The 23,083-nt window shown below is 62.3% G+C and carries 24 protein-coding genes; 14 read left to right on the top strand and 10 right to left on the bottom strand.

Annotated elements, in window-relative coordinates; genetic code table 11:
• Positions 1-103: 103 nt before the first annotated feature.
• Positions 104-298, bottom strand: coding sequence for a hypothetical protein (locus tag HA052_RS15590; protein WP_166452579.1), 195 nt, complete (start codon positions 296-298; stop codon positions 104-106).
• 268 nt (positions 299-566) lie between these two features.
• Here HA052_RS15590 and HA052_RS15585 point away from each other — a divergent pair, with 268 nt between their 5' ends.
• Together HA052_RS15585 and HA052_RS15580 are read left to right on the top strand one after the other, a co-directional pair.
• On the top strand, positions 567-1,817 hold the full coding sequence (locus tag HA052_RS15585) for an MFS transporter (protein WP_081547765.1): 1,251 nt from the start codon (positions 567-569) through the stop codon (positions 1,815-1,817).
• Between the two features lie 98 nt (positions 1,818-1,915).
• Positions 1,916-3,313 (top strand): NarK family nitrate/nitrite MFS transporter, encoded by a 1,398-nt coding sequence (locus HA052_RS15580; RefSeq protein ID WP_166452578.1) that lies wholly within the window; start codon positions 1,916-1,918, stop codon positions 3,311-3,313.
• Positions 3,314-3,417: 104 nt separating this feature from the next.
• Here HA052_RS15580 and HA052_RS15575 read toward each other — a convergent pair whose 3' ends face one another.
• On the bottom strand, positions 3,418-4,350 hold the full coding sequence (locus HA052_RS15575; protein WP_166452577.1) for a PAS domain-containing protein: 933 nt from the start codon (positions 4,348-4,350) through the stop codon (positions 3,418-3,420).
• Between the two features lie 612 nt (positions 4,351-4,962).
• Here HA052_RS15575 and HA052_RS15570 point away from each other — a divergent pair.
• Positions 4,963-6,291: a sodium-dependent transporter gene (locus HA052_RS15570; protein WP_081547921.1), complete on the top strand. Its 1,329-nt coding sequence runs from the start codon at positions 4,963-4,965 to the stop codon at positions 6,289-6,291.
• Between the two features lie 186 nt (positions 6,292-6,477).
• Positions 6,478-8,322 carry a methyl-accepting chemotaxis protein gene (locus HA052_RS15565; protein ID WP_166452576.1) on the top strand — a complete coding sequence of 615 codons (1,845 nt, stop codon included), beginning with the start codon at positions 6,478-6,480 and terminating at the stop codon, positions 8,320-8,322.
• On the opposite strand, the gene HA052_RS15560 is transcribed toward HA052_RS15565, so the two are convergent.
• From HA052_RS15560 to HA052_RS15545, 4 genes are all read right to left on the bottom strand, one after another.
• Positions 8,319-9,323, bottom strand: a complete 1,005-nt coding sequence (locus tag HA052_RS15560) for an ABC transporter ATP-binding protein (RefSeq protein WP_166452575.1) — start codon at positions 9,321-9,323, stop codon at positions 8,319-8,321. The two genes, HA052_RS15565 and HA052_RS15560, sit on opposite strands and share 4 nt — an antisense overlap.
• 14 nt (positions 9,324-9,337) lie before the next feature.
• Positions 9,338-10,156 carry an ABC transporter permease gene (locus HA052_RS15555; RefSeq protein ID WP_081547775.1) on the bottom strand — a complete coding sequence of 273 codons (819 nt, stop codon included), beginning with the start codon at positions 10,154-10,156 and terminating at the stop codon, positions 9,338-9,340.
• Complete coding sequence (locus HA052_RS15550; RefSeq protein ID WP_166452574.1) at positions 10,153-11,064, bottom strand: ABC transporter permease; 912 nt, start codon at positions 11,062-11,064, stop codon at positions 10,153-10,155. Before HA052_RS15550 ends, HA052_RS15555 begins: the two co-directional genes overlap by 4 nt.
• A gap of 67 nt (positions 11,065-11,131) precedes the next feature.
• Positions 11,132-12,226, bottom strand: a complete 1,095-nt coding sequence (locus tag HA052_RS15545) for an ABC transporter substrate-binding protein (RefSeq protein WP_166452573.1) — start codon at positions 12,224-12,226, stop codon at positions 11,132-11,134.
• A gap of 208 nt (positions 12,227-12,434) precedes the next feature.
• On the opposite strand from HA052_RS15545, the gene HA052_RS15540 reads away from it, so the two are divergent.
• Together HA052_RS15540 and HA052_RS15535 are read left to right on the top strand one after the other, a co-directional pair.
• The gene (locus tag HA052_RS15540) at positions 12,435-13,169 is read left to right on the top strand and encodes a UTRA domain-containing protein (protein WP_081547779.1); all 735 of its coding nucleotides are present in this window, start codon (positions 12,435-12,437) and stop codon (positions 13,167-13,169) included.
• 40 nt (positions 13,170-13,209) lie between these two features.
• Positions 13,210-14,208 (top strand): asparaginase, encoded by a 999-nt coding sequence (locus HA052_RS15535; protein ID WP_166452572.1) that lies wholly within the window; start codon positions 13,210-13,212, stop codon positions 14,206-14,208.
• A gap of 353 nt (positions 14,209-14,561) precedes the next feature.
• Here the strand turns inward: HA052_RS15535 and HA052_RS15530 are convergent, their stop codons facing one another.
• Positions 14,562-14,882 carry a hypothetical protein gene (locus HA052_RS15530; protein WP_166452513.1) on the bottom strand — a complete coding sequence of 107 codons (321 nt, stop codon included), beginning with the start codon at positions 14,880-14,882 and terminating at the stop codon, positions 14,562-14,564.
• Here HA052_RS15530 and HA052_RS15525 point away from each other — a divergent pair.
• The 8 genes from HA052_RS15525 (at position 14,869) to HA052_RS15490 (ending at position 20,034) form a co-directional block, all read left to right on the top strand.
• The gene (locus HA052_RS15525) at positions 14,869-15,408 is read left to right on the top strand and encodes an AAA family ATPase (RefSeq protein ID WP_240937376.1); all 540 of its coding nucleotides are present in this window, start codon (positions 14,869-14,871) and stop codon (positions 15,406-15,408) included. The genes HA052_RS15530 and HA052_RS15525 overlap by 14 nt on opposite strands.
• Before the next feature lie 200 nt (positions 15,409-15,608).
• Positions 15,609-15,824 (top strand): RNA-binding S4 domain-containing protein, encoded by a 216-nt coding sequence (locus HA052_RS15520; RefSeq protein WP_081547785.1) that lies wholly within the window; start codon positions 15,609-15,611, stop codon positions 15,822-15,824.
• Positions 15,821-16,009, top strand: coding sequence for an oxidoreductase-like domain-containing protein (locus HA052_RS15515; protein ID WP_081547787.1), 189 nt, complete (start codon positions 15,821-15,823; stop codon positions 16,007-16,009). The genes HA052_RS15520 and HA052_RS15515 overlap by 4 nt, the downstream gene beginning before the upstream one ends.
• A gap of 2 nt (positions 16,010-16,011) precedes the next feature.
• Positions 16,012-16,875, top strand: a complete 864-nt coding sequence (locus tag HA052_RS15510; RefSeq protein WP_166452570.1) for a 3',5'-nucleoside bisphosphate phosphatase — start codon at positions 16,012-16,014, stop codon at positions 16,873-16,875.
• Positions 16,872-17,438, top strand: coding sequence for a dihydrofolate reductase family protein (locus tag HA052_RS15505; protein WP_166452569.1), 567 nt, complete (start codon positions 16,872-16,874; stop codon positions 17,436-17,438). Before HA052_RS15510 ends, HA052_RS15505 begins: the two co-directional genes overlap by 4 nt.
• 12 nt (positions 17,439-17,450) lie before the next feature.
• On the top strand, positions 17,451-18,071 hold the full coding sequence (locus tag HA052_RS15500) for an L-threonylcarbamoyladenylate synthase (protein ID WP_048410477.1): 621 nt from the start codon (positions 17,451-17,453) through the stop codon (positions 18,069-18,071).
• A 45-nt stretch (positions 18,072-18,116) separates the two neighbouring features.
• Positions 18,117-18,755, top strand: coding sequence for a site-2 protease family protein (locus tag HA052_RS15495; protein WP_081547793.1), 639 nt, complete (start codon positions 18,117-18,119; stop codon positions 18,753-18,755).
• An 82-nt stretch (positions 18,756-18,837) separates the two neighbouring features.
• Positions 18,838-20,034, top strand: a complete 1,197-nt coding sequence (locus HA052_RS15490; RefSeq protein ID WP_166452568.1) for a tryptophan--tRNA ligase — start codon at positions 18,838-18,840, stop codon at positions 20,032-20,034.
• A 652-nt stretch (positions 20,035-20,686) separates the two neighbouring features.
• Here HA052_RS15490 and HA052_RS15485 read toward each other — a convergent pair.
• The 3 genes from HA052_RS15485 to HA052_RS15475 all read right to left on the bottom strand — a co-directional run bounded on the left by HA052_RS15485 (position 20,687) and on the right by HA052_RS15475 (position 22,968).
• Complete coding sequence (locus tag HA052_RS15485; RefSeq protein WP_043641076.1) at positions 20,687-21,154, bottom strand: YbaK/EbsC family protein; 468 nt, start codon at positions 21,152-21,154, stop codon at positions 20,687-20,689.
• A 71-nt stretch (positions 21,155-21,225) separates the two neighbouring features.
• Positions 21,226-22,353 carry a methyl-accepting chemotaxis protein gene (locus tag HA052_RS27980; RefSeq protein WP_166452567.1) on the bottom strand — a complete coding sequence of 376 codons (1,128 nt, stop codon included), beginning with the start codon at positions 22,351-22,353 and terminating at the stop codon, positions 21,226-21,228.
• 126 nt (positions 22,354-22,479) lie between these two features.
• The gene (locus HA052_RS15475; protein ID WP_107799975.1) at positions 22,480-22,968 is read right to left on the bottom strand and encodes an Lrp/AsnC ligand binding domain-containing protein; all 489 of its coding nucleotides are present in this window, start codon (positions 22,966-22,968) and stop codon (positions 22,480-22,482) included.
• Positions 22,969-23,083: the final 115 nt, after the last annotated feature.

Raw genomic sequence — 23,083 nt, 5'->3', positions numbered from 1 at the left:
CGCACGCCCGTACAAACCTTTATTGATGGCAAACGGGAATGGAGGGAGAAGGTAGACAACTTGAATTGATCTGACAGTCGGGTGCCGTCAAAACGGGAGACTGTCAGATCAGGTCTGAACTTCTACATTTCAGGAGATCGATGGCAACGTCGAAATAACGCATGTCGATATCGTAGAGCAGGCTCAGGTCGAAAGAGCGGCCCATTTCCAATGCGGTCGCCAGTTCTTTGAGCACTTGCATTTGCTGCGGATCGTGCCCTTCTTCGATGAAACGGCGTATTTTCTTGGCGGCATTCATGGGGGAGGCTCCCTTGTTGGCAATGTGCCTATCTTAGCCAATGTCGTCGGGGCTGTAACTTGCATTGGCGCAAAGCCAGCCAGTCTCGCCGCTTTCCCCCCTCTACTGTGTTGTTCCTTTCTCGAATACCACCCAAAAGAACTATTTCGATTAGATCGTTTTTCCTTGTGCTTGCCCACGTCTGGCGAATGGGTTTTCCTGCGTACCAGCAGTATGGTGTGAGTATGGAGTTGGACTGGCCGGCCGCTTGGCCGCTGAGGGAGAAAACATGACATCCGCGGCATATAAGCAGTACTCGGTGCTGGCCGTCAGCACTTTTGCTTTCACCGTCTGTTTCATGGTTTGGATGATGATGGGCGTGGTGGGCATTCCAGTGAAGCAGCAACTGGGTCTGAACGAAACCGAGTTCGGGATTCTGGTGGCGATGCCGGTGTTGTCCGGCTCGCTGGTACGGGTGCCGTTGGGAATTTGGACCGATCGCTATGGCGGCCGCATTGTTTTGTTCTGTCTGATGCTGAGCACGGTGCTGCCGATTTATCTGATGGAGTACGCCTCCCAATATTGGCATTTCTTGCTGATTGGTTTGTTCATCGGTTTGGCTGGCGGCAGCTTCTCGGTGGGCACGCCTTATGTGGCGCGTTGGTTCGACGCGCGACATCAGGGGATGGCGATGGGTGTGTTCGGCGCGGGCAACTCCGGCGCGGCGGTGAACAAGTTCGTGGCGCCGGCCTTGATCGCGTTGGGCGGCTGGACGCTGGTGCCTCAGGTCTACGCCGGGGTGATGCTGGCCACGGCGCTGCTGTTTTGGTTTTGCAGCCATCACAACTCTGCGCATTTGAGTGGCGGCGGCCAGCGTTTCATCGATCAATTGCGGGTGATGCGCGACCCTAGGGTTTGGCGCTACTCGCAGTATTACTCGGTGGTGTTTGGCGGTTATGTGGGTCTGTCGTTGTGGCTGACCAAGTATTTTGTAGGCGAATACGGCTTTGATATGAAAACAGCCGCCTTTCTCGCCGCTTGTTTTTCCTTGCCTGGCGGCGTGCTGCGCGCGATCGGGGGCTGGATGTCGGACCGGTTCGGCGCGTATCGCACGACTTGGTGGGTGATGTGGGTGTTGTGGGTTTGCTTCTTCATTTTGTCCTATCCGCAAACTGAAATGGTGGTGGCCACCGTTAAGGGGCCGTGGAGCTTGCATATCGGTTTGAACTCCGTGCTGTTTACCTCGGTTTTGTTCATTGCCGGCGTGGCGATGGCGGTGGGCAAGGCGTCGGTGTTCAAGTTCATCGCTAACGATTTTCCCGACAACATCGGCGCGGTGTCCGGCGTGGTGGGGCTGGCTGGCGGCTTGGCCGGTTTCGTGTTGCCGATTTTGTTCGGCGCGCTGGTGGATCTGGCGGGAGTGCGCTCCAGCTGCTTCATGCTGCTGTACGGCACGGTCTGCGTCAGCTTGGTCTGGATGCATTACTCGTTCAAGCCGGTGGCGGAGGAACGTTTACGCCTGGCGGCAGCTAGTCGTTGAGTTCGAGTTGAATGGCGGCGCTGAAGCGATCCGCTTTTAAAAGATTGTCAAATAGCGCTGGTCTGGCCATGACTCGGGCCGGCGGGGAGGGTTGAGTCATGTCTTATGTCATCAAACGGTGGGAGCCGGAAAGCGCCGAGTTCTGGCAACAGGAAGGCCAGAGCATTGCGCGGCGCAATTTGTGGATTTCGATTCCGTGTCTCACGCTGGCTTTCGTTATTTCCGTATTGTGGAGCGTGGTGACTTTGAACCTGCCGAACGCGGGGTTCAACTACACCAAGGATCAACTGTTTTTGCTGACGGCCTTGCCCGCTCTGTCCGGTGCGACCTTGCGCATTTTTTACTCCTTCATGCCGTCCATTGTCGGCGGGCGCAAATGGACGACCTTGTCCACCGCCTCGCTGTTGATCCCTGCCTTGTGGCTGGGCTTTGCGGTGCAGGATCCCACGACGTCTTATCCGGTGATGCTGGCGATCGCCTTGCTGTGCGGGCTGGGCAGCGGCAATTTCGCCAGCTCCATGGCCAATATCGCTTACTTTTTCCCCAAGGCGCAGAAGGGCGCGGCCAACGGCTTGAACGCGGGCTTCGGCAACCTCGGCGTGTCCTTGGCCCAGTTCGTGATTCCGCTAGTGGTGACTGGCGGCATGTTCGGCACCTTCGGCGGCGATGCGCAGCATTATGTCAAGGATGGGGTGGAAAAGAGCTTGTGGCTGCAGAACGCCGGCTTCGTCTGGGTGCCGTTCATTGTTTTGGCCACGGCGGCGGCCTGGTTCGGCATGAATGACTTGGCTGACGCCAAGGCTTCGTTCACCGAGCAGGCGGTGATTTTCCGCCGTAAGCATAATTGGTTGATGTGCTGGCTGTACATTGGCACTTTCGGCAGCTTCATCGGTTTTGCCGGCGCCTTTGCTCTGTTGACCAAGACCCAGTTTCCGGATGTGCCGGTGGCCAAGTTCGCTTTTATCGGCCCCTTGCTCGGCGCCCTGGTGCGCCCGATAGGCGGCGTGATTTCGGACAAGCTCGGCGGCGCGCGGGTGACCATGTGGGTGTTCGCGGTGATGGCCTTGGCGGTGGTGGGGGTGTTGCACTTCCTGCCGGCGCATGACGCGGCCGGGCAGTTGAGCGGCGGCAGCTTTGCCGGTTTCTTCGCCATGTTCCTCTTGCTGTTCACCATGGCCGGCGTGGGCAATGGTTCGACTTACCGGATGATTCCGACCATCTTCACTACCGGGCGGCTGCGCGCGGCGGCTGGCCGCGGCGAAGACGCGCGCAAGCAGGCCGAGGCGGACGGGGTTAAGGAATCGGCCGCGGCAGGCGGTTTCATCAGCGCCATTGGCGCTTACGGCGGCTATTTCATTCCGCAGAGCTTTGGCGCGTCCATGAAGGCGACTGGCGGCGCGGAGCCGGCACTGTTGTGCTTCATTGTTTTCTATATCAGCTGCATCGCCTTGTGCTGGTGGTTCTATGCGCGCAAGAACGCCGAAGTGAGTTGCTGACAAGCTAAAGCAGGAAGCAGAACCGGCGGGGCGTCAAGACGATGCCTCGCCGGTTTGTCGTTCATCGTATGCTTTGGGGGCGGGAACTTGGCCTGGCGGGATGCTCAGGGGAGTTTGACGATGTAGTTGGGGCCGCCTTCCCGCGCTTTCTGCAGGGCTTCGTTCAGCCGTTCCAGCATGGGCTTGGGGGTGTTTTCACTGCCGCGCAGGGCGCTCAGCCCGACGCAGGCCGCCGCTTTGCGTTCTTCTCCCTGATACACGAAACTCAACTGGCGCAGCGATTTGATGAGCCTGCGAGCCAGTTCGTTGGCTCCGCTTACGCCGGTGTTGGGCAGCAGAATGATGAAGGCGTCGTCTTCTCGCTGGGCAACGAGGTCGCTATCGCGCGTGCTTTGCAGGCATAGACTTCCGGCGAGGCGCAGCAAGTGGCGATGAGCCGAGCCTTCGTCAAGCTCCGGCATCGGTTCCGGCACGTTCATCAAACTGAGGATCAAGCCGGAGACGGCGCCGCCGTAGCGACGTGCGCGGCCGGTTTCGGCGTGGGCGGCGGACAGCAGGCGGTGCATGCCGGCCACACCGGTCAGTTTGTCGTCGTCGGTCAGTTTTTCTTCCGCGCGCAGGCTTTTCATCAGGCTGATCGAGCGCTCCACCAAATTGCGCTCAAAATCCAGCAACTGGCTCATCACCTTGGTTTCCGTGCGGTCGCTGAAGCTGTAGATCAGCATGAGCGCGCCTTCCAGCTCCACCTCGCGCAGCGACATCTGCACCTCGAAGCAGCGCCCGCCACTGGCTTGCAAGGTCAGCGAGCGGTTGTAGATCATGCTGGTGCGACGCAGTTCTCTGGCCAGCTGTTCTGCGTCGACGGGGTCCGGCAGGAATCGGGAAAAGGGTTGCCCAATCAGGTCGCCGTGCGGGGTGGCCAGCAGGATGGCCGCCAACTGATTGGCGCTGACGATCTGGCCATCGGCGGGCAGCGCAATGACCAGGGCGCCTTGTACGGTGTCGATCAGCGATTGAAAGGCTTGCAGTATCGCCATAGGGCTCTCCGTAAGTCGCGTGAGGCCGGCGAGTTCGCACCTGGGATGGCCAGGCGCGTAGCAGTGGGGCCGCTGTCTAAGAGCTGCTGACAAAACTCCGGACGTCGGGTTGCGTCGGCTCGCCGTCTTGTTTGCGCTGTCCGCGCCGGCGCGTCCCGCCTCGGGGTGAAACTGATATTCGTCAGCCGCTCTAAGTGTATTCCCTGAGTACAGATATTTCATGCTCAACTTGTTGGCTGGAGGCTGACTTGCTCATCTTTGCCGGGAAATGGCCGTACCTATCCGGGAAATAAGAATTAATTGCCTGCGTACGCTGGAAATTGTCATCAATCATGGTAAATTGGCGTTTGTACGCAAAATACACTAGCGAGAACCATAGCCCGTCGCCACCCCTGACGCGGCTTTTGGCCAGCCCACACGGCGATTTTCTCTCCCTTGCCCGGCTTGCCGGGTCCCTTCCGTTCGCTTCCGGGCTTCATGATCTGGCCTGGCGCGGGCCGCGTCTTGTCGGCGCAAAACAGCACCTTTGCCGCTGTGGCGATCGCGTTTGGGCGCGGGCGTCGATTTCGGCGATTCAAAAACAAATATTCGGACAAAGAAGCAGACTGCATTATGGCAAGATCACAATGGGGCTCGCGCCTCGGTTTCATCCTCGCCGCCGCCGGCTCGGCCATTGGGCTGGGGGCGATCTGGAAATTTCCCTATGTCGCCGCAACCAATGGCGGTGGCGCTTTCTTGTTTATTTACCTCGGTATCTGCCTGACGCTGGGTTTGGCACTGATGTTGGCCGAAATGGCGCTGGGGCGCGCGTCCAAGGCCGGCGCCGTAGGCGCCTTCCGGCAGTTGGCCGGCGGCGGCTGGCCCATCATCGGCTATATGAGCGTCTTGGTGTGTTTCCTGATTCTGTCTTTCTATAGCGTGGTGGGCGGCTGGACAATCGCCTACATCGTCAAGGCGCTGGGGGGCGGCATTATGACGTCGGACGCCAAGACTCTGGGCGCCATCTTCAGCGGCTTCATCAGCGATCCGCTGGAGCCTATCGCCTATCACGCCGGTTTCGCCTTGTTGACAGTGTGGGTGGTGGCCGGCGGCGTGCAGAAGGGTATCGAAAACCTGTCGAAGTTTCTGATGCCGGCCTTGTTTGTGCTGATGTTGGTGTTGATCGCCCGTGGCCTGACGCTGCCCGGCGCTTGGGACGGCGTGAAGTATTTCGTGGCCCCGGACTTTTCCAAGGTCAGCAGCGCCATGCTGGTGGACGCCTTGGGGCTGGCGTTCTTTTCGCTGTCGCTGGGCCTGGGCATCATGATTACTTACGGCTCTTACGTCAGTAAGGACTCTAATCTGCTGGGGTCGGCCTTATGGGTGATCGCGCTGACGGTGGCCACTTGCTTCCTGGCCGGCCTGATGGTGCTGCCGGCGGTGTTCGCCTTTGGCTTCGACCCCTCGGCCGGTCCGGGCTTGACCTTCATCACCATGCCGGCGGTATTCGCCCACCTGCCGCTGGGGCAGCTGTTCGCTGTGATGTTCTTCTGCCTGCTGTTGCTGGCGGCGTTGACGTCTTCGGTGTCCTTGCTGGAGGTGGTGACCAGTTTCGCGATGGACGAATTTGGCCTCAAGCGCACGCAGTCCGCCTGGGTGATGACGCTGGGCATCTTCCTGCTGGGCATCCCCGCTTCGCTGTCGCTGGGCGTGTGGAGCGAGTACCAATTGTTCGGCATGAGCTTTTTCGACTTTCTGGATTATCTGACCTCCAAGCTGCTGATGCCGGTGGGTGAACTGCTGCTGGCCTTGTTCGTCGGCTGGAAGGCTTGGCCGGTGGTGCGCCGAGAACTGAGCGGCGAAGGCGCTGGGCGCGGCATGCGTCTGATGCGCGGCTTCTGCATGGCGATGGCGCCGGCTTTGATCGGCTGGATCATGATCGCCAGCCTGCGCGCGGCCTGATCGTCGTCTCCTCGCAACCCGCCGTCTTCCACGGCGGGTTTTTCTTTGCGCGCGCTTGATCTATGCGCTCGCCATGTCAGTGTTCTTGCCTTGCTCAGTCATTGCCTATAGTTAGAGCGGTTGGACCGCCGCGCAAGGGTATGCGCCCGGCGGTTTTTGATCCATGGCTTGCAAACAGGATACCCGATGCACTTCCGTCTGAAGCTGGTGCACAAGCTGGCCTTGCTGATCGCTCCGCTGGTGCTGCTCTTGTTGTGCGGCGCTTTGTGGTTTGCCTTTGCGCAATGGCGGACGGTCCAGGCTTTACAACGCGACCAGGCGCTGGTGGACAATGTACAGAAAGTGGGGGAGCTGATTCACGCTTTGCAGAGCGAGCGCGGCCTGAGCAACCGCTATCTTAACGAGCATAAGCCGATGCCGGCCGCCTTGCCGCGGCAAAAGGCGCTGGCCGATGCCCTGCTGGTCCGCTTGCGCCAGCAACCCGCCGAGGGACTGTCGCGCAAGGCGGGCTTGTTTCTCTCCCAGCAGTTGCCGGCGGCGGAGCTGCTTACTACTTTGCGCCGCGATGTGGCGCAGCGCCATATTTCGCCATTGCCGGCGTTTGAGCGTTACACCGAAGTCATCGAGCGGCTTTCCAAAGTCATCACGCTGTTCTACTCGCAAAGCGAGGACGTGCGCGCCTTGGTGCAACAGTGGTCCGCCTTGCATTGTCAGACGGAGTACACCGGCCGCGCGCGCGGCTTGATCGGCGGGGTGCTGGCGGTGGGCAGCTTCAATATCAACGAATTCCGTCTGGCAAGCGGCATGGTGTCGCAGGAGGCGCTATGCCGCAGTCTGTACCGGCAGAACGACGGCGACGAGCGCTTGCTGGCCCGGGCGCTGGACGTGAGCAGCGCGTACGAATCGCTGCGCGACGCGGTGTTGGCGCGCGGGCCGGGCGCGATGCAGAGCTTGTCGAGCGAGGAGTGGTTCGAGGTGGCCAGCCGGCGCATAGACGCGTTGCTGGAGGTCCAAAACGCGGTATTGGCGCGGATTCGAGACGCCTTGGCGGCGCAGCAGTCCGCCGCGCGTTGGCAAAGCTGGCTGGCCTTGGCGGTGTTGGCCGGGGTGCTGCTGCCCATCGCCGCCGCATTGCTGCTGGCGCGCAGTATTCTGCGGACCTTGGGCGCAGAGCCGGACGAGGTGGCGCAGGGCATGCGTGAACTGGCCGGAGGCCAACTGGATTTCCGCCTGCGGCTGGCTTCGTCCGACGATGACAGCCTGGCCGCGCACATCCGCCAGATGGGGCGGAAACTGAGCGGGGTGATTCTGCAGGTGCAGCAGGACGCGGACGCGGTGGCCAACGCCTCGCTGCAATTGAACAGCGCATCGCAGGGCCTGTCCGACAGCGCTTGCCGAACCTCCTCCGACATCGAGCAGACCAGCCACTCGGTGGACGAGATTGCCGGGCAGATGTTCGCGATGGCTCGCGACGCCAGCCGCAGCGGCGACGTGGCCAGCGAAGCCGCGCGCCAGGCGGAGGAGGGCCGGCGGGTCGTCGGCGAAACCATAGAGGCGATGCATGTGATCGCCCAGCGTACCGACATCATCGACGACATCGCTTATCAGACTAATTTGCTGGCGCTCAACGCCGCCATCGAGGCTGCGCGCGCCGGCGAGCTGGGCAAGGGCTTCGCCGTGGTGGCCGATGAGGTGCGCAAGCTGGCGATGCGCAGCCAGACCGCGGCCAAGGAGATCGGCCAGGTGGCGGCGGGTAGCGTGCGGCTGGCGGAGGAGGCGGGCAAAAGCCTGAGTGCCATCGTAGAATCCAGCCAGCAAACCCGGCAACTGGTGCGGGACATTTCCAAGGAGGCCGTGGCTCAGGCGCAGCATGTGGGCAGCATCAATCAAGTGATGCAGGGACTGAGTCAGCTGTCTCAGGGCAACGCCGCCGCCAGCGAGCAATTATCGGCGGCGGCGCAGGAAGTGTCGCAGCGCGCCGGCAGCTTGCGTCGGCAGATGGCCTATTTCCGACGGCCAACGGACGTTTAGCGTACTTCGCGCATATCGTCGTGCTGGACGCGCAGCCTCACTGGCGCGCCGTCGGCCAGCAAGTCCGCCGGATTGCGGTTCAGCCGGTCTACCTGCAGCAGCGCGCCGGCGCTTTCCACCTGATAGCGGACGATGTTCCCCAGCAGTTGGCGTTGTTTCACCACCGCCGGCAAGCTGTCTGTTTCCGCGCTGTCGCCGGGCAACAGTTGAATGGACTCCGGGCGGATTGCCAGATGGCCCTGGATTTCCAGGCCGAACAGCGCTCGGCTGTCGCCGACGGACAGCAGATTGTAATTGCCCATGAAGCGGGCGACGAACTCGGTGGCAGGCTGGGTGTAGATGGTTTCGGCTGCGCCCTCCTGTTCCACTTTTCCCTGGTTCATCACGAAGATGCGATCGGACAGGGTCAGCGCTTCCTCTTGGTCGTGGGTCACGAAAATAGTGGTGAGCCCCAGCCGGCGCTGAATGTCGCGGATCTGTTCGCGCAGATTCTTGCGGATGCGAGCGTCCAGCGCCGACAGCGGTTCGTCCAACAGCAGAATGCGCGGTTCCACCACCAGCGCGCGCGCCAATGCCACCCGCTGGCGTTGGCCGCCGGAGAGCTGATGGGGATAGTGGTTCTCCTTGCCGGACAGCTCTACCAGCGCCAGCGCCTCCGCTACCTTGCGGCGAATGTCGGCGGCGGCGCGCTTCTGCATCTTCAGGCCGAAGGCGATGTTCTCGCCTGCGCTCATATTGGGAAACAGCGCATAGCTTTGAAACACCATGCCGATGCCGCGTTTTTGCGGCGAGCAGGCCGTGATGTCCTCGCCTAGCAGGCGGATGGCGCCGCCGCTGGGCGTTTCGAAGCCGGCGATCATGCGCAGCACCGTGGTCTTGCCGCATCCGGATGGGCCCAGGAAAGTGACGAACTCGCCGGCCTCCACCCTCATATTGAAGTCGTGCACCACCGTTTGCTGGCCGTAGCGCTTGTGCAGATGTTGGATGTCCAGGTATGCCATTGTGGGGTTCTTTCTTATTCCGAGGCCGTGGCCTCGCGCAGCGCGCGACGGTGACGGCCGGCCACCTGCAGCAGGCCCATGGCCGCCCAGGTGATCAAAAAGGCGATGATGGCCAGCGCCGCCGGCTCGTAAGCGCGGTTGGCGCCGATCAATTGCAGATAAGGGCCGAAGGCCGGCCGCGCCAGCAAGCTGGCCATGGTGAACTCGCCGATGACAATGGCGAAGGTCAGAAACGCGCCGGACAACAGCGCGGACTGAATATTGGGGAAGATTACCCGCAGCAGGATCACCCGCCAGCCGCCGCCCAGGCTTTGCGCCGCCTCGGCCAGCGACCGCACGTCGATGGCGGACAGGCCGGCGTCGATGGAGCGGTACAGATAGGGCAGGGCCAGCGTCACATAGCTGCAGACCAGCAATAGATCCGTGCCGCGCTCGCTGCCGGTCAAGGGCAGCCAGGCGTCGCTGCCGAACAGGCGCAGATAGCCGAAGACGATGACGATGGCCGGGATCACCAGCGGCAGCAGGGTGATGAATTCCACCAGCGGCCGCAGCCGCGGCAGCCGGAGCTGGATCCAGAACGCGGTGGGGGCCACCAACAGGATGCCGATGACGATGGTGAACAGGGCCATCAGCGCGGAATAGGCGAAGCTTTGCTGAAAACCCGGATCTTGCAGAACCAGCCTGTAGGCTTCCAGGCTGTAACCCTCGCGCAGCATCTTCAGGCTGAATTCGAAAGTGGCCAAGAGCGGCAGCAGGAAGTACAGGCTGCCGGCGACGACGGCGATCCAGGCGCCCAGCCGCGACGACGGCTTGTGGACAGGCTGGTGTTTCATATCCGGCTCCTTTCCGCGCGGCCGCGCAGCCAAATGTAGGCGGCGTTGGACAGGCCGGTGACCACGATCATGCCCAAGGCCAGCGCGTAGCCCAGATTCTGATCGTGCAGCACGTCGCCGCGGATTTGCGCGTATAGCAGGATGGTGACGATGTTGAGCGAACTGCCGGTCAGCGCGTAGGCGGTGGCTACTGCGCCGAAGGCGTTGGCGAACAGCAGCAGCGCCGCGCCCAGGATGCTGGGCCACAGTACTGGCAGCGCGATGCGGCTCCAGTAGGCGAAGGCGGAGCCGCCCAGGCTGTCGCAGGCTTCGCGCCATTCGGTTTTGAGGCCGTCTATGGCCGGGCTGACGATCAGCACCATCAGCGGAATCTGGAAGTACAGATACGTCAGGGTCAGGCCGCTAAAGCTGAGCACGCTGAAACCGCCGGCGTAGAGGTCGAAATCCAGGTAGCGGCGCAACAGTACCGTCACCAAGCCCATGCGGCCCAGCGTGGCCAGGAAGGCGAAGGCCAGCGGCACGCCGGCGAAGTTGGACGCCACGCCGGAGAAGGTGGCCAGCGTCGGACGAATCCAGCCCGGCAGCCGGCCGCGGATTGCGGCCAGGGCCAGCAACAGGCCGAAGGCCGCGCCCAAGAGCGCGGAGGCGGCGCTGATCTGCAAGCTGATCTTGTAGGCGTCGAGAATCGCCGGCTCGAACAGCCGGGCGATATTGTTCAGCGTGAAATGGCCGTCGGCGTCCTGGAAGGCGCCCAGCAGCAGTCGGGCGGTGGGCAGCAGCAGGAAGAGCAGCGCAAACAGGAAGAACGGCGCCACGCCCAGCCAGGACAGCGAGACGAAGCCGCCGCCGGCGCGGCGCGGCGACGCCGGGCCGGAGCGGGCGGCGAGTGGGTCTGAAGATGTGGACATGAGGGCGTGTTTCCAAAGAGAGCCCGCGCGCGGCAGAAGCGCCGCGCGCCAAGGGGATGAGGCCGGCTTACTTGACGTTGCTGCCCACCACGCCGTCCCACTGCTTGGTGATCACCGCCTTGTAAGCCTCCTGCTGTTCCAGCGTGGGGAACAGGGCTTTCTTATAGGCGGCGGCGTCTGGCATCCGGCTCAGCAAGTCCTGCGGGATTTTCTTGCGCGCGGCCAGATCGTTGAAGCGGGTGGGGTGGCAATAGCCCTTGAGCCAGGCCAGTTGGCCTTCGTCGGAGAACAGGTATTCCTGCCACAGCTTGGCGGCGTTGGGGTGCGGCGCGTAAGCGCTGATGCCCTGGGCGTAAACGCCGGCCACCACGCCGCTTTTGGGCACCACCACCTCCACCTTGGGGTTGCCTTTCAAGGTATCGCGGTCGGCCAGCGCGTTGTAGTCCCAGCGGATCACGATGGGGGTGCTGCCCTGGGCCAGCGAGGCCGCTTTGCCGATCACCGGCACGAAATTGCCGCTCTTATTCAACTGCGCGAAGAATTTGAGGCCGGCGTCGGCGGCCTTGGCCACATTGCCCTTGGACTGGGACAGGCCGGCGGCGAACACGCCCTGGATCGCCTGGTTGGCGGCGCGCGGGTCGCCGGCCAGCGCCACCGCGTTCTTGTACTCCGGCTTCAGCAGATCGCTCCAGTCGGTCGGCGTCTTGCTTACCAGATCCTTGTTCACCTCGAAGGCCAGCACGCCGTAGTAATCGCCGTACCAATAGCCGTCCTTGTCCTTGACGCTGTCCGGAATGGTTTTCCAGTTGGAGACTTTGTACGGCTGCAACAGGCCGGCGGCCTTGGCTTGCGGGCCGAAGGACAGGCCCACGTCGATCACGTCCGGCGCCTGCGGGCCCTTATTGCTCTTGTTGGCTTTGATCGCCTCCAGCTCGTCGGCGGAGCCGGCGTCCGGATTGAGCTCGTTCACTTTGATGCCGTACTTGGCTTTGAAGCCGGCGATTACGCCGCCGTAGCCGCACCAGTCATGGGGCAGGGCGATCACGTTCAGCTCGCCTTCCTTCTTGGCTGCCTGGATCAGCGCGTTCAGATTATCGGCGAAAGCGGTGTTGGCCAGCAGGGCCAGAGCGCCCAGCACGGCGCAGCGCAACGGTTTGTTCATGGCATCCATCCCTTTGGACTAGGTCAAATAAAAGCGATGCTGATGGTATTCCGCGGAGATGACATTCCGGTTTACGTTGCATGGCAATTTGATTGCGGATTGGTGACGAATCGGCGCAAGGGCGCCGGAGGCGCTTGCGCCGGTTAATTTCCTTGTCATTTTTTCTTGGTAAAAAGCCGGCGGAGACCTGATCGTTGGACTAGTCCTGATGCCTGAACCGAAACCGCTTTCCCAGGCCGCGCGCATCCGCGCCGCCTTGTTGCAGCAAATCGAGGGCGGCTTGTTGCGGCCCGGCGGCCGCCTGCCGTCGGAGCGCGCGCTGGCCGAGCTGTTCGCCACCACCCGCATCACCCTGAAGGAGGCGCTGGCCGTGTTGGAGGCCGAAGGGCGGGTGTATCGCGAAGAAAGGCGCGGCTGGTTCGTCGCCTTTCCGCGGCTGGAGTACGCGCCGCTCTACGGCAACCATTTCCAGCGCATGGCCGACGCGCAACAACGGACGGCGGAAACTCGGCTTTTAAGCGTGGAGACCGTGCTGGCTTCGCCCGAGCTGTGCCGGGCGTTGGAGGTGCCGCCCTTGAGCTCTTTATGGAAAATCTGTCGTCAGCGCAGCCTGGACGGGCGCGTGGCGCTATACGTGGAGCACTTTCTGCGGCCGGAGCGTTTTCCGGACATTCAGGGCCAGGATCTGAGTCAATCGTTGACCGGGCTGTATCGCCGTCGTTATGGCATTGAATACGCGGCCGCGGCTTTCGACATCTTGCCGGCGGCGGCTCAGGGGAGTGTGGCCCAGGCGCTGATGCTGGCCGAGGGCGGCCCCATTTTGCTGGTTCGCCGTGTCAATCGAGACGCCGCCGGCGCCACTCTGGATTGCGATTACGAGTATTGGCGGCATGACGCAGTGCGTCTGCGCGTGGACAGTCCTGCCGCGGCAGCGGCGAATTGAGCTACCATCGCGGCATTGGACACTGTTTGCAGGAGACCGCATGAGCCGCGTTTTAGTGTTGTACACCGGTGGCACCATAGGCATGACCGAAACCCCGGACGGCCTGGCGCCGTCGCCGGGCCTGTTGCCCGGCCTGCTGGAGCGCTTTCGCCGTCCCGGTCTGGATTTCGACGTGGTCGAATTCGACGAGTTGATCGATTCCTCCGCCATCGAGCCGCGCCACTGGAACCGCATCATCGCCGCGCTGGCCGAGCGTTACGGCGACTACGACGGCTTCGTCGTCATCCACGGCACCGACACCATGGCCTATACCGCAAGCGTGCTGGCCTTCGCCCTACGCGGCCTGGCCAAGCCCGTGGTGTTGACCGGCGCGCAACTGCCGTTGCTGCATTCTCGCTCCGACGGCTGGAACAATGTCGCCGACGCGCTGGAAGCGGCCTGCCAGCCTGAGCTGCATGAGGTCGCCATCGCCTTTGATCGCCTGCTGCTGCGCGGCAGCCGGGCGCGCAAGCTGGACGTTGAGCATTTTGCCGGCTTCGGCTCGCCCAATGCGGAGCCGCTGGCCCGCTTCGCCATCCATCCGCATTGGAACAAGGCCGCCTGGTTGCCGGGACAGGGAGAATTTCAGCCGAAGGCGCTGCGCGAAGATCTGAGCATCGCCTGCCTGTTCCTGACGCCGGGACAGGGCGCGGCGCTGGCCGGCCGCCTGTTGGCGGAGCCGACGCTGGACGCGGCGGTGCTGATGAGCTACGGCAGCGGCAACGCGCCGGCCGATCCGGCGCTATTGGATGGCGTGAAGGCCTTGACCGCGCGCGGCGGCGCGGTGCTGAACATCACTCAGGCGCCGCGGGGCGCGGTGGAGGTGGGCGCTTATGCCGCCAGCCAGCCGCTGGCGCGCGCCGGCGCGGTGGCCGGGGCGGACCTGACGCCGGAAGCAGCGCTGGCCAAGTTGCACGTGCTGCTGTCCGCCGGCCTCAGCGGACAGCAACTGGCGGCGCAATTGGCTAAACCCTTGCGCGGCGAGATGAGCGCGCATTAAGAAGCTGTTTACGATTTGCTCGCGTAGTGAAACGTGGCACGCTGAGTACAGCATTCGAAATGCTCATGTACCGTATGACCACTCTGCTTTCTCAGCCGTTTTCGCCTTGTCTCGCCTTAGCTCGCGAGATCGTGAATAGACTCTAAGACACTGCGTGCTACCCAGGCTGCTCATTTTTTGAGCGGCCTTTTTTTGTGCCGTTTTTTCAGGACTTTGCCGCGCTTGTCCACAGCTCGCCCACATGGCTTTACACCTTGGGTGTGGGCAAGCGGCGGTGACGATCGGCAGCGGCCTGCCATGGCCGGGGGAGGCGTTTTATTATGGCTTCGTCATTAAATGGCGCGCTATTTTGCCTAAAAAATAAGCTGTCGAAAATGTGCTTGGCAGAACAAGGACTTGATAGCCTTATCCACAATTGTCCCACATGACTTTTCACGCTGGATGTGGGTAATCCAGTGAAGCGCCTGTTTTTTAATCAAGTCAAACAAATCCATTTCACGGCAAGGGCTTAGCTTCCTTGTCCACAGTTGGCGCACAGGACTGTCCCCTTCGCTTGTTGAGAACCGCTGCCCGGCTGTTGATAGCGCGGCAAGCGGCGTATAATTGACCGCTTTTCCGTATTTTGAAAGCAGTGGGATGTCCAAGGGCGCGACGCGGCCGTTGAAGATCGCCATCGTAGGGCCGGAGTCCTGCGGCAAGACCACGCTGGCGCGCGCGCTGGCGGCGGCGCTGAACGCGGCGGGCATTGCCGCCGCCTGGGTGCCGGAATACGCGCGCGACTATTTCGCCACGCGGTCGTACCGTTCCACGCCGGAGATTATTGAGGAAGTGGCGCGCGGACAGTTGGCGGCGGAACAGTCGTTGGCCGCCGACGTCCAAGTCTTGTTGTGCGACACCACCGCATTGAATTGCAAGATCTGGAGCGAGGTGGCGCATGGGCGCTGCAGCCCCGGCTTGTTGGAGTTGTGCCGGCCCGGCGATTACGCCTTGACGCTGCTGGCCGAGCCGGACATTCCCTGGGAGCCGGATCCGCTGCGCAGCCACCCGACTCAGCGGGACTGGTTGTTCGGGCTCTACCGGCAGGCGCTGGAAGACGCGGGGATTGACGCGACGAGGGTGAGCGGTGCGCACGAACGGCGCATGGCTCAGGCGCTGGCCGCGCTGGCCGCGATCTGGCCTGGCGAATTGCCTAAATTTTGATCGGCAAGAATAAAGCGCTGGAAATTCAGCAAATTGCCGCAATTATCCACAACAGGCCCACAAGCTTGTCCTGCCATGGCGTGGATAGTTGTTGGCGATAGATTAAAAAATAATCGACAGTAAAAAGGCGTGAAAAATGAAGGCGCTGCGGTTCTTGTCCACAGCTCGCTCACAGCCCTGTCCCAATCGAGTGTGCAAAAATGAATGAAACCTTTGAATTGAGCGGCGAATACATCGCCTTGTGCGACCTGCTGAAAATCTGCAATGTTTGCGATTCCGGCGGCGCCGCCAAACATTTCATCGCCGAAGGCAATGTGCGAGTGGACGGTCAGGTGGAACTGCGCAAGACCTGCAAGATCCGCTCGGGTCAGCAGGTTAGCGGCGACGGCTTTTCCATCCGCGTCGCGGCGCCATGAACGACGACGACTTCGACCCGCCGCCGGAAGCGCCCGAGCCCCCGCCGGATGACGCTTGCTGCGGCAGCGGCTGCGACCCGTGCATCTGGGACAGCTATAACGCGCTGATGACGGAATACCGCGCCAAACAGGCCGCCTGGGAACTGCGCGAAGCCGCGCGCCAGACCGCCGCCAACGGACAATGAGCATGGCCAGCATCGATCTGCATTTCCATTCCCACGCCTCCGACGGCGCCTTGCCGCCGGAGCAGGTGATTGCGCGCGCCGCCGAGCGCGAAGCCACGTTAGTGGCGCTGACCGACCACGACTGCACCCACGGCCTGGCCGCGGCGCGGGCCGAGGCGGCGCGGCAGGGCCTGGCTTTCCTCAACGGCGTCGAGGTCTCGGTCACTTGGGGCAAGCACACCGTGCACATCGTCGGCCTGGGCATAGACCCGGAACAGACGACGCTGGCCGCCGGCCTGCAATCCATCCGCGACGGCCGCGTCAACCGCGCGCGGCAGATGTCGGACGAACTGATCAAGGTGGGCATACAAGGCGCGTTCGACGGCGCGATGGCGCTGTGCGACAACCCGGAAATGATAGGCCGCACCCACTTCGCCCGCTTCCTGGTCAATAGCGGGCAGGTCAAGGACGTGCGCACTGTGTTCCGCAAATTCCTGACCCCGGGCAAGCCCGGCTACGTGGCGCACGAATGGGCCAGCCTGGAGGACGCGGTGGGCTGGATTCTGGCCGGCGGCGGCGAGGCGGTGATCGCCCATCCCGGCCGCTACGATATGGGCCGCACCTTGATAGAGCGGCTGATCAACGACTTCAAGCTGGCCGGCGGCCGCGGCATCGAGGTGGCCAGCGGCAGCCATAGCCTGGACGATATGCACAAGTTCGCCTTGCTGGCGGACCGCCATGAGCTGTACTCCAGCGCCGGCAGCGATTTCCACGCGCCTGGCGAGGGCGGCCGCGACGTCGGCCGCACCGACGACCTGCCGCCGATCTGCAAACCCATCTGGAACGCGCTGGCCGCGCGCATCATCCACCCGGAGACCGCCGCATGAGCCTGAGTGCCAGCGCCTATCTCGCCACCAGCCTGGACGGCTTCATCGCGCGCGCCGACGGCGCGTTGGACTGGTTGGAGCAAGTAGCCTGTGACGGCGAGGACTATGGCTACGCCGACTTCATGGCGACGGTGGACGTGCTGCTGATGGGCAGCGCCACCTTCCGCAAAGTGCTGTCGTTTCCCGAGTGGCCCTATGCCGGGCTGCGCGTTGTCGTGGCCAGCCGCAGCCTGCGGCCACCCGATGTGCCGGCCGCGCTGCGTTCGCAAGTGGCATTAAGCGCAGCCGAACTTCCACGCCTGCTGACGGAACTGCGGGCTTCCGGTGCGCGCCACGTCTATGTGGACGGCGGCCGGCTGGTGTCGGCCTTCCTGCGCGCCGGCCTGCTGGACCAGCTGATTCTCAACCGGGTGCCGGTGCTGCTCGGCGCCGGCATTCCGCTGTTCAGCGGGCTGGACGACGACATCCGGCTGCAACACCAGAGCACGCGGGCTTACGCCAGCGGCCTGCTGCAAAGCAGCTATTCGATCAATCGCGCGGCGGACGCCGCCGAGCAGCCCTGAGGCAAACGCGCCATGGCACAGTTTTTCATGATCCACCCGGACAATCCGCAAGCGCGGCTGGTGCGCGAAGCGGTGAAGATCCTGCGCGAGGGCGGGGTGGTGGTCTATCCCACCGACTCCTGTTACGCGCTGGGCTGCATGCTGGGCGACAAGCCGGCGATGGAACGCATCCTGGACATTCGCCAGCTGGACCTGCGCCATCATCTGACCCTGGTCTGCCACAATCTGTCCGAACTGGCCAACTACGCCAAGGTGGACAACAGCCAGTTCCGCATGCTGAAAGCCGCCACGCCCGGCAGCTATACCTTCATTCTGCAAGCCACCCGCGAAGTGCCGCGCCGCACCCTGCACCCCAAGCGCTCCACCATCGGGCTGCGGGTGCCGGACCACAAAGTGGCGCTGGCCTTGCTGGAAGAACTGGGCGAGCCGATTTTGTCCTGTACCCTGATGCTGCCCGGCGACGAGGAACCGCTGACCGATCCGTATGAAATCCGTGAGCGGCTGGAGCACGCGGTGGACGCGGTGATAGACGGCGGCTGGTGCGGCACCGACCCCACCACCGTGATCGACATGACCGAGGGCGTGGAACTGCTGCGCCGCGGCAAGGGCGATCCGGCGCCGTTCGGCCTATAAGCCGCCTTTGCCTCACTACATTGTTTTCAACCCACAAGAGACATCATGGGCGATATTAACCTGATCCAGAAAATCACCATTTACGCGCTGCCGGTGTTGTTCGCCATCACCCTGCACGAGGCCGCCCACGCCTACGCCGCGCGCCGTTTCGGCGACAGCACCGCCTATATGATGGGGCGGATGACGTTGAACCCGCTCAAGCATATCGACCCGATCGGCACCGTGTTGCTGCCCTTGCTGTCGGTGACGCTGGGCGGCTTCATCTTCGGTTGGGCCAAGCCGGTGCCGGTCAATTTCGGCGCCTTGCGCAAGCCGCGCGAGCACGGCCGGCTGGTGGCCGCCGCCGGGCCGGCCTCCAATCTGCTGATGACCTTGCTGTGGGTGCTGCTGCTCAAGCTGGCCATAGGCATGGACACCAGCTACAGCGAACCGCTGGCGCTGATGAGCCAGGCCGGCATCGGCATCAATATCTCGCTGATGTTGCTCAATTTGCTGCCCATCCTGCCGCTGGACGGCGGCCGCATCGTGGAAAGCTTTCTGCCGCCGGGCATGGCCTGGAAGTATTCCAAGCTGGAGCCTTACGGCATGTGGGTGCTGCTGGCCTTGATCGCCACCGGCCTGCTGACCACCATTTTGCGGCCGTTCTACGGTCTGATGTACGGGCTGGTGCGCGCCTTGATTTAAAACGCCCGGCTCACCCCAATCCTGACGCGCCGGAATTCGTTTCCGGCGCTGTCGCGCTTATTACCTGAAACGGAATTCACATATGTTCGCCAACCGCATTCTTTCCGGCATGCGCCCCACCGGCAGCCTGCACCTTGGCCATTACCACGGCGTGATCAAGAACTGGGTGCAGCTGCAAAGCACCCACGACTGTTATTTCATGGTGGCGGACTGGCATGCGCTGACGACCAATTACGATGACGTCTCCATCATCGGCAAGAGCGTGTGGGACATGGTGATAGATTGGTTGGCCGCCGGCGTGGACCCGGAGCAGGCCACCGTTTTCATCCAGTCCAAAGTGCCGCAGCACGCGGAACTGCATCTGGCGCTGTCCATGGTGACCCCGCTGTCCTGGCTGGAGCGGGTGCCCACCTACAAGGACCAGATCGAAAAACTGTCCACCAAGGATCTGGGCACCTACGGCTTCCTCGGCTACCCGCTGCTGCAGGCCGCCGACATCCTGATCTACAAGGCCGGCCTGGTGCCGGTGGGCGAAGACCAGGTGCCGCACATCGAACTGACCCGCGAAGTGGCGCGCCGTTTCAACAACCTGTTTGGCCGCGAACCCAACTTCGAAGAACTGGCCCGCGCCGCGGTGAAGAAGATAGGCAAGGCCGGCAAGGAGTTCGACCGCCTGCGCACCGCCTATCTGCAAGACGGCAACGCCGAAGCGCTGGCCGGCGCGCGCGAAATCCTGGCCGCCAGCCAGAACCTGGGCGCGGCGGACCGCGAGCGCCTGTATGGCTGGCTGGAGAACAAGGGCAAGAGCATTCTGGCCGAATGTGAGGCGATGCTGACCGAGGCGTCCAAGATGCCGGGCCTGGACGGCCAGAAGATGTCCAAGTCCTACGGCAACACCATCACCATGCGCGAAGACCCGGCCACCGTCACCAAAAAAGTGCGGGCGATGCCGACCGATCCGGCGCGCGTGCGCCGCACCGATCCAGGCAGCCCGGACAAATGCCCGGTATGGCAGCTGCATCAGGTGTACAGCGACGCAGACACCCGCGAATGGGTGAAGCAGGGCTGTACCAGCGCCGGCATCGGTTGCCTGGACTGCAAGCAACCGGTGATAGACGGCGTACTCCGCGAACAGCAGCCGATGTTTGAATGCGCCGAGCAGTATCTGAGCAATCCCAATCTGGTCAAGGAAGTGGTGGCCGCGGGCAACGCCAAGGCCGAGCAAGTGGCGCGCGCCACCATGCAGGACGTCAAGGAAGCGATGGGGCTGGGGTACTGAGCGCCTTTGTCTGGATGGATACGAAACGCCCGGCTTTGCCGGGCGTTTTTCTTGGCATGGCGGAGGCCGGCGGCGCGGACCGCGCCGTCTTGACTTATCCATCCGCCTCGCCAACAATCCCCGCGTGCCGTCGCAATCTCGGCACAAGGGGTTTAGCAGCCCTTCTTGCATCTTGGCAGACCAAGCGAATCCGTCGTGGCTTGGTTTGTGTCGGCGCACGCATAGATGGCAGGCGCTGGCGGGGAGCCCCTCGTGGGCTGCCGGTTCCAAGATGCCGGTCTGCTAACCCTGTCAGGTGCCTGCCGCTCCCGTTTAGCAGCGGGAAGCAGGCTTAACCCATCTTGGAGGTGTAAGTCATGATTGATTCGAATCGCGTTCCGCGAACCTTGTTTTCCCTTGACCCTGACAGTCTGAAAGCCGGCTACCGCCGCGCCTAAGCGCTGACTCCTGGCTGCGCCTGCCCGGCCTGTATGTCGCCGCGTCGCATGGCAAGACGGTGGCGGCGCCTTGGTTGGGATGCGCGGGCGTCTCAATAGCGCGCCGGCCTGGCGTGGCAGGCGGCGGGGATTCCGCCGCGGGAAAGCTTGAGCCGTCGTTTGGCGACAAACGGCGGCTTTTTGCATCGGTTCGACAGCGGAGCGTAAACCGTTTCCTAGGCAAAAGCCTGGCATACATCCACCCAGTCGGCCTGGGTGATGTGGTGCAGCTGCTGCGGCGACAAGCGCACCGCGCTGTGGACGGCGCCGGCGGCGGGCAGCACTTCGTCGTAGGCCTGCAGCGACACGTCCAGATAGATGGGCAGCTCGGTGGCGAGGCCGAAGGGGCAGACGCCGCCCACCGGATGGCCGGTGATGGCCTCCACCTCGTCAGGCGGCAGCATCTTCCCCTTGCCGAAGGCGTCCTTGAACTTGCGGTTGTCGATGCGGGCGTCGCCGCGCGCCACCAGGATGACGTCGCGGCCGTCGTTCAGGCGGAAGGCCAAGGTCTTGGCGATGCGGCCGGGCTCCACGTCGTGGGCGGCGGCGGCTTCCGCCACGGTGGCGGTGCTGACTTCCAGCTCTATGATGGGGATGTCCAGCTGACGGGCGGCGAAAAACGCCTGAACGGACGCTAAGCTCATGGTGGCCTCAAAGCGAAGGGTGGAGCGTTTGATTATTCCGCCCCATCCTTCGCTTGTGAAGCATTTTTACTTCAGTCCTGCCGGGTGATGTCGCTGAGCTTATCGGCGATATCCTGCGAGGTGGCGGCCTGTTCTTCCGAGGCGTTGGCGATTTCCACCACGAAATTGCGCATGGTGTTGATCTCGCCAACAATGGTGTGTAGCGCCGCTTCGGCCCGTTGGAAGTCGCTTTCGGTCGTTTGCACCTGGTCGCGCCCCAGTTCGATGGCGCGCACGTTTTGCTGCACTTCTCCCTGGATCGCGCGGATCATGTCGCCGATTTCCTGGGTGGCCTTGGTGGTGCGCTCGGCCAGCTTGCGCACTTCGTCCGCCACCACGGCGAAGCCGCGCCCCATCTCGCCGGCGCGCGCCGCCTCGATCGCCGCGTTCAAGGCCAAGAGATTGGTCTGATCCGCAATGTCCTTGATCACGTTGACGATCTGGCCGATGGTTTCCGAGCGCTTGCCCAGCGACATCAGGCTGTCGGCGGTCTGGCGCACCATATTGCCCACTTGCTGCATGCTCTGGCTGGTGTCGTTGACGATGGCCACGCTTTTTTTGGCCTCGCCCAGCATGAGGTCCGCGGATTCGGAAGCCGATGAAGTCTGCACCGCGACGTTTTCTATCGTGGCGCTCATCGCTTGCATATTGTCGGAGAGTTCGTTGACGCGGGCCTCCAGAAATTCGCGGCGCTGATTGCCCTGATCCTGCAATTGCTGGGCGCGGATTTCGGCGGACACGTCCTGAAAACTGGCCATGAAGCACAGTAGTTGGTCGGGATGGGCGGAGTCCCAGATCGGGAATACCTTGGTCTTGAACATGACCTCGCCCACCGGAATCATCGCGATGTGCTGGTCTATCTTGCGGCTGGCCAGGTCGGCCAGGATGCGGCGGTTGTGCTCCGGGTCTCGGTGGAACTGATGAATGCTGTGGCCATGGGCGTGATTGACGTCGACCCCGGCGCGGAATTTCTGGTTCATCATTTCCCGGTGTCGGCCCAGGATGTCGTGCGCGGTCTTGTTCATGTAGAAGATCACGTTGTCGCGGCTGGTGTCGCACAGCATGATCAGATTATCGGCGTGGTCCAGCACGCTTTCCAACTGGCGCACCTGCCGCGCCGTGTCCGCGGTCTTGTCCACCGCCTTCATGAAACCGAACATCTTCGTCTCCCGCCTAGGTAGTTTTACGCTAGCAACAGCTGCTTGTGGTTTGGCTTAGACGGAAGGGGAATGCAAGCATTTTCTTGATTTAAATCAAATGCAAGACTGCGCTTTTAAACGGCTTATTTATTCTCCTAGCGGCAGCAGCAGGGTCTCCTTGACCTCTTCCATCACCACATAGCTTTTGGACTCCTTGGCCGACGGCAGCTGCAGCAGGATATCGCCCAGCAACTTGCGGTACATCGACATGTCCGGGATGCGCGCCTTGATCAGGTAGTCGAATTCGCCGGACACCAAGTGGCATTCCAGAATTTCCGGGATGCGCATGATTTCTCGGCGGAAGGCGTCGAAAATATTGCCGGATTTGGCCTCCAGTTTGATCTCCACGAACACCAGCAGCGCCGCGCCCATCGCATGCGGATTGAGGCGGGCGTAATAGCCTTCGATGATGCCGTCGCGCTCCATGCGGCGCACTCGTTCGGTGCACGGCGTGGTGGAAAGTCCCACCTTTTCAGAGAGTTCCGTCATCGAGATGCGGCCATTCTTTTGCAGCAGCCGCAGGATTTTCAGGTCGGTTTTATCCAGCGCTTTGTCGCCGCTTGAACTTTTCTTCATGTTTTCACTATGACTATGAAATTTTGCAGTTTAAAAATCTGTAGTCTGACGCTACTTTGGTGAAAAAACCCAGTGTTTCATTAATATACTACGCAAAATCACTATAGCCATGTAG

This window comes from Chromobacterium fluminis (genome assembly GCF_011602385.1).
Lineage (GTDB): Bacteria > Pseudomonadota > Gammaproteobacteria > Burkholderiales > Chromobacteriaceae > Chromobacterium > Chromobacterium fluminis.
Note: the sequence above shows the minus strand (reverse complement) of the source record. Positions and strands in the feature narration are given on the sequence as shown.

Coding starts and splice junctions, on each gene's coding strand:
- HA052_RS15540 (WP_081547779.1), top strand. CDS start 12,435: ATGCCTGAACCGAAACCGCTTTCCCAGGCCGCGCGCATCCGCGCCGCC.
- HA052_RS15580 (WP_166452578.1), top strand. CDS start 1,916: ATGTCTTATGTCATCAAACGGTGGGAGCCGGAAAGCGCCGAGTTCTGG.
- HA052_RS15485 (WP_043641076.1), bottom strand. CDS start 21,154: ATGAGCTTAGCGTCCGTTCAGGCGTTTTTCGCCGCCCGTCAGCTGGAC.
- HA052_RS15505 (WP_166452569.1), top strand. CDS start 16,872: ATGAGCCTGAGTGCCAGCGCCTATCTCGCCACCAGCCTGGACGGCTTC.
- HA052_RS15495 (WP_081547793.1), top strand. CDS start 18,117: ATGGGCGATATTAACCTGATCCAGAAAATCACCATTTACGCGCTGCCG.
- HA052_RS15590 (WP_166452579.1), bottom strand. CDS start 298: ATGAATGCCGCCAAGAAAATACGCCGTTTCATCGAAGAAGGGCACGAT.
- HA052_RS15510 (WP_166452570.1), top strand. CDS start 16,012: ATGGCCAGCATCGATCTGCATTTCCATTCCCACGCCTCCGACGGCGCC.
- HA052_RS15555 (WP_081547775.1), bottom strand. CDS start 10,156: ATGAAACACCAGCCTGTCCACAAGCCGTCGTCGCGGCTGGGCGCCTGG.
- HA052_RS15530 (WP_166452513.1), bottom strand. CDS start 14,882: ATGGCGATCTTCAACGGCCGCGTCGCGCCCTTGGACATCCCACTGCTT.
- HA052_RS15585 (WP_081547765.1), top strand. CDS start 567: ATGACATCCGCGGCATATAAGCAGTACTCGGTGCTGGCCGTCAGCACT.
- HA052_RS15575 (WP_166452577.1), bottom strand. CDS start 4,350: ATGGCGATACTGCAAGCCTTTCAATCGCTGATCGACACCGTACAAGGC.
- HA052_RS15535 (WP_166452572.1), top strand. CDS start 13,210: ATGAGCCGCGTTTTAGTGTTGTACACCGGTGGCACCATAGGCATGACC.
- HA052_RS15475 (WP_107799975.1), bottom strand. CDS start 22,968: ATGAAGAAAAGTTCAAGCGGCGACAAAGCGCTGGATAAAACCGACCTG.
- HA052_RS15490 (WP_166452568.1), top strand. CDS start 18,838: ATGTTCGCCAACCGCATTCTTTCCGGCATGCGCCCCACCGGCAGCCTG.
- HA052_RS15550 (WP_166452574.1), bottom strand. CDS start 11,064: ATGTCCACATCTTCAGACCCACTCGCCGCCCGCTCCGGCCCGGCGTCG.
- HA052_RS15545 (WP_166452573.1), bottom strand. CDS start 12,226: ATGAACAAACCGTTGCGCTGCGCCGTGCTGGGCGCTCTGGCCCTGCTG.
- HA052_RS27980 (WP_166452567.1), bottom strand. CDS start 22,353: ATGTTCGGTTTCATGAAGGCGGTGGACAAGACCGCGGACACGGCGCGG.
- HA052_RS15565 (WP_166452576.1), top strand. CDS start 6,478: ATGCACTTCCGTCTGAAGCTGGTGCACAAGCTGGCCTTGCTGATCGCT.
- HA052_RS15560 (WP_166452575.1), bottom strand. CDS start 9,323: ATGGCATACCTGGACATCCAACATCTGCACAAGCGCTACGGCCAGCAA.
- HA052_RS15570 (WP_081547921.1), top strand. CDS start 4,963: ATGGCAAGATCACAATGGGGCTCGCGCCTCGGTTTCATCCTCGCCGCC.
- HA052_RS15515 (WP_081547787.1), top strand. CDS start 15,821: ATGAACGACGACGACTTCGACCCGCCGCCGGAAGCGCCCGAGCCCCCG.
- HA052_RS15500 (WP_048410477.1), top strand. CDS start 17,451: ATGGCACAGTTTTTCATGATCCACCCGGACAATCCGCAAGCGCGGCTG.
- HA052_RS15520 (WP_081547785.1), top strand. CDS start 15,609: ATGAATGAAACCTTTGAATTGAGCGGCGAATACATCGCCTTGTGCGAC.